The 3378-nt window shown below is 59.9% G+C and carries 4 protein-coding genes; all 4 read right to left on the bottom strand.

What is annotated here, in order from left to right; translation table 11 throughout:
• Positions 1 to 1013 (bottom strand): NADPH-dependent curcumin/dihydrocurcumin reductase (gene curA / locus WG908_RS16390; RefSeq protein ID WP_340187578.1); only part of this gene is annotated, 1013 nt, incomplete at its 3' end.
• Positions 1006 to 2295, bottom strand: a complete 1290-nt coding sequence (locus WG908_RS16385) for a CaiB/BaiF CoA transferase family protein (protein ID WP_340187577.1) — start codon at positions 2293 to 2295, stop codon at positions 1006 to 1008. The genes WG908_RS16385 and curA, both read right to left, overlap by 8 nt.
• A 3-nt stretch (positions 2296 to 2298) precedes the next feature.
• Positions 2299 to 3093, bottom strand: a complete 795-nt coding sequence (locus WG908_RS16380) for an enoyl-CoA hydratase/isomerase family protein (RefSeq protein WP_340187576.1) — start codon at positions 3091 to 3093, stop codon at positions 2299 to 2301.
• Positions 3094 to 3120: 27 nt separating this feature from the next.
• A partial coding sequence (locus WG908_RS16375) for a tautomerase family protein (RefSeq protein ID WP_340187575.1) occupies positions 3121 to 3378 on the bottom strand: 258 nt, incomplete at its 5' end.

Genomic DNA, 3378 nt, shown 5'->3' with positions numbered 1-3378 from the left:
AGCTGAATGAGCAGTTTGCCGAAGTTTTTGCCTTTGAGCATGCCGATGAAGGCGTCAGGAGCCTGATCGAGTCGGCGGACAGTATCCTCGCGATATCGAATAGCGCCATTGCTGATGCCGGCTCCGACCTCTTCCAGAAAGGCAGGATAATATTCCATCAAATCATAGTTTATGAAGCCACGGACGGTGAGGCTCTTGACCAGGATGTCGCGCATCAGAACCAGGAACTGATCGGGTGCCCCGGCCGATTGCCCGGAATAATGGGCAACCAGGCCGCAGACCGGGACGCGGGCAAATGGATTGAGCAGCGGCATTACGGCTGCCAGCACCCGGCCCCCGACATTCTCGAAATAGACGTCGATACCATCGGGGCAAGCCGCGCTCAGCTGGCTTTCGAAATCCTCGGCATGATGATCGAGCGCTATGTCGAAGCCGAATTCATCGACGAGCGCTTGACACTTCACCGCGCCGCCGGCGATGCCGACCGTGCGGGCGCCTGCTGCCTTGGCAAGTTGGCCAACCATGGATCCCACCGGTCCACTGGCGGCGGCCACGACCAGCGTTTCACCTGCTCCTGGCTTGCCGATTTCCTTAAGGCCGGAATAGGCAGTGAACCCTGGCATGCCCAGGACGCCGAGATAGGCCGACGCTGGCGCCACCTGCGTGTCGATCTTGCGTGCCTGCGCGCCGGCCACGGCTGCATGTGTTGCCCATCCTGTATGGGCGGCAACTATGTCGCCTTCTGCGAAACCTGGAGCGTTTGATCGGATCACCGTCCCGACCGCTTCGCCCGTCATCACTTCGCCGATTTCGACCGCCGCGGCGTATGATTTCTGGTCGTTCATCCGACCGCGCATGTAAGGATCGAGCGAGAGATAATCCCCACGGACAAGGATTTCTCCCTTGCCCGGGACCGGGATCGGCATCTGTTCAAGCCGGAAATTATCCGTGGTTGCCTCGCCTTTCGGCCGAGAGGCAAGCACGATCCGCTGCGCTTGTTCCGCTTCAGCCATTGTTTGAACTCCCGTCCAGTTCGTTCATAACCGGCACCACCGAGGCCCTGTCGGATACGGCAATGTCGCCGAGGACGGGATCGGCCACGAGCGCACCCGATTTTTCCAGCGCGTCTATCTCGGCATCGCTGAAGGCATATTCACGAAAGACCTGCCGATTATCCTCGCCACGGAACGCTGGCCGCCCAAGTGGTTCGAGCCGGTCGCGCGAGAAATGCCAAGGCCTTCCGGGCAGGCGATAGGTCCCGCCGTGCCGATCAGGTACCTCCTGGACCGCTCCCCAATAGTCCGCCCAATCCGTCTCCGCCAGCTCTGCCATGGAACGCAACTCTCCCATGGCAATCTTGCCTTCGTCGAACTGCGCATCGAGTGTTGCCATGTCGGGGAAGGTATAAATCCAGTCCTGGACGATCTGGTGGAGCAGATGCCTATTTTCCAGGCGAGCGCTCGCTGTCGAGAAACGGGGATCGTCCTCCAGGTCCGCCCTGCGCATCGCGTGCGCATACCAGGGGAATGTCGCCGAGCCTACGAGGCTTGCCGCCACGGTGAATGTTTCGCCACCCGGGCCTGTGAAGAAGGGGGTGTCAGTTGCCCCGAGGATCGCCGGTTCAGATCCAAGCTCGAAATGATTCAGGTCGACATGAGCGCGTTCGTTCATCGCAAGCAACGTCGCAGCCATCGACACATCGATTGCCTGACCAATGCCGGTAATCGACCTGCGGTGAAGCGCTGCCAAAATTGCGATGGCGGCCGCCGTGCCGGCGTAGACATCGGCATGGCTCAAGCTGTCACTTCGCGGTGCCGCCAGTGCGTCGCCGTAATGGCGGACGCTGTGATGGGTAAGGCCAACCTCGGCATGAACAGCCGGCGCATAGGCCATGCGGCTGCGCCATGGGCCTGCCTGACCATAGCCGGTGATCGACGCGTAGATCAGGCGGGGATTGCGTTCCGCCAGAACGTCGTAATCGAGATCGAAGAAACCGAGCGTTCCCGCCCTGAAATTCTCCACCACGATGTCAGCCTCGTCGCAAAGTTTAAGGACAAGCTCTCGCGCTCCGGGCACATTAAGGTCGATGCTGACGTTGCGCTTGCCGGCATTCTGTTGCGCATAATAACCGGACATGCCGGGCGCTTGAGGGAAAGCGAGCCGCGAAACGTCAGGATTTGGCGGCTCGATTTTGATGACCTCCGCGCCCAGGTCTAGCAGTGTTCGGGCGCATAATGGCCCCGCCAGGACGCGGGAAAAGTCGACAACCTTGATGCCTTCGAGGGGACCCGCCATGGCTCAGCGTCCCACGAACTTGGCGGCGCCAGGACCAGCTTCGTTGAACGCCTTGAGACCGATTTTGAGGTCCTCGGACGCCCAGATGCCCGATTGAATCTCTTCCATTGCGGCATCCGCAGCCGCGACACCTTCGTCGAGCGCGATCTGGGCAAGCTTCTTGGTGGCCGCGTGGGCGACAGTCGACCCGTGGGCGATTTCTTCGGCAATCGTGAATGCGGTTTTTTCAAGCTGGTCATCCGGAACGACCAGGTTAATCAGGTTCCAGCGCTCCAGCGTCGCTGGATCGTAACGACGTGCCAGGATCGACAGCTCCTTGGCGCGCAGCGCGCCGGCGCGCTGGACCTGACGTTGAACGCCACCCATGAGCGGATGCAAGCCGAGCGTGGCCTCGACCGACCCGATCTTCGCTGAGCTGGCTGCGACGATATAGTCGCACATCATGGCCAGTTCAAAACCGCCGCCCAGAACCGCGCCGTGAAGCGCGGCGACGATCGGGATAGGGAAGCCTTCCCATTTCTGCATGAAGCCCAACAGGTCCGGCAACGCGTCGGCCTTCCCGGTTACGATGCGCTGCTCAAACATATTGAGATCCGCACCCGCCGAGAAATGGCGCAGAGAGCTTCGCAAGAGAATGGCGCCAGTGTTGGCTTGGTCGACGCGATCGAGCGCGTCGCTCAGTGCGGCGATAAGATCGAACCCAAGCAGATTATATGGCTTGAAAGCCATAGTCATTACGGCAACTCTACCGCGCTGTTCGAGTATAACATGATCTGTCGTCACAATCTCACTCTCCATTGCGTTTTCATATAGTCAGAATAGTCGCTACCCGTTTTGAACGCCGGGGTTGAACGTCATCACCAAAGGCAGTTTCTCTTCGAATGTGTAGGGACTTGCCTTGTTTTCGTCGATCCACCGCTTCTCGCCGACGGATTGGAAGGGCGGGGGGATCTCACCCTGGAGCGTCCATAGATCGAAAGGCGTTTCGTTCACCGAGACCTCCCAGTCAAAGCCCTTGTCACGCAGGAGCGGAGCGAGCGACGACTCGATCGTCCTCATCCACCATTCACGCATCACCGCGCC

It is taken from the genome of Sphingobium anseongense (genome assembly GCF_037725245.1).
GTDB lineage: Bacteria > Pseudomonadota > Alphaproteobacteria > Sphingomonadales > Sphingomonadaceae > Sphingobium.
The sequence above is the reverse complement of the archived record's forward strand: the minus strand, read 5'-3'. Positions and strand labels throughout refer to the sequence as shown.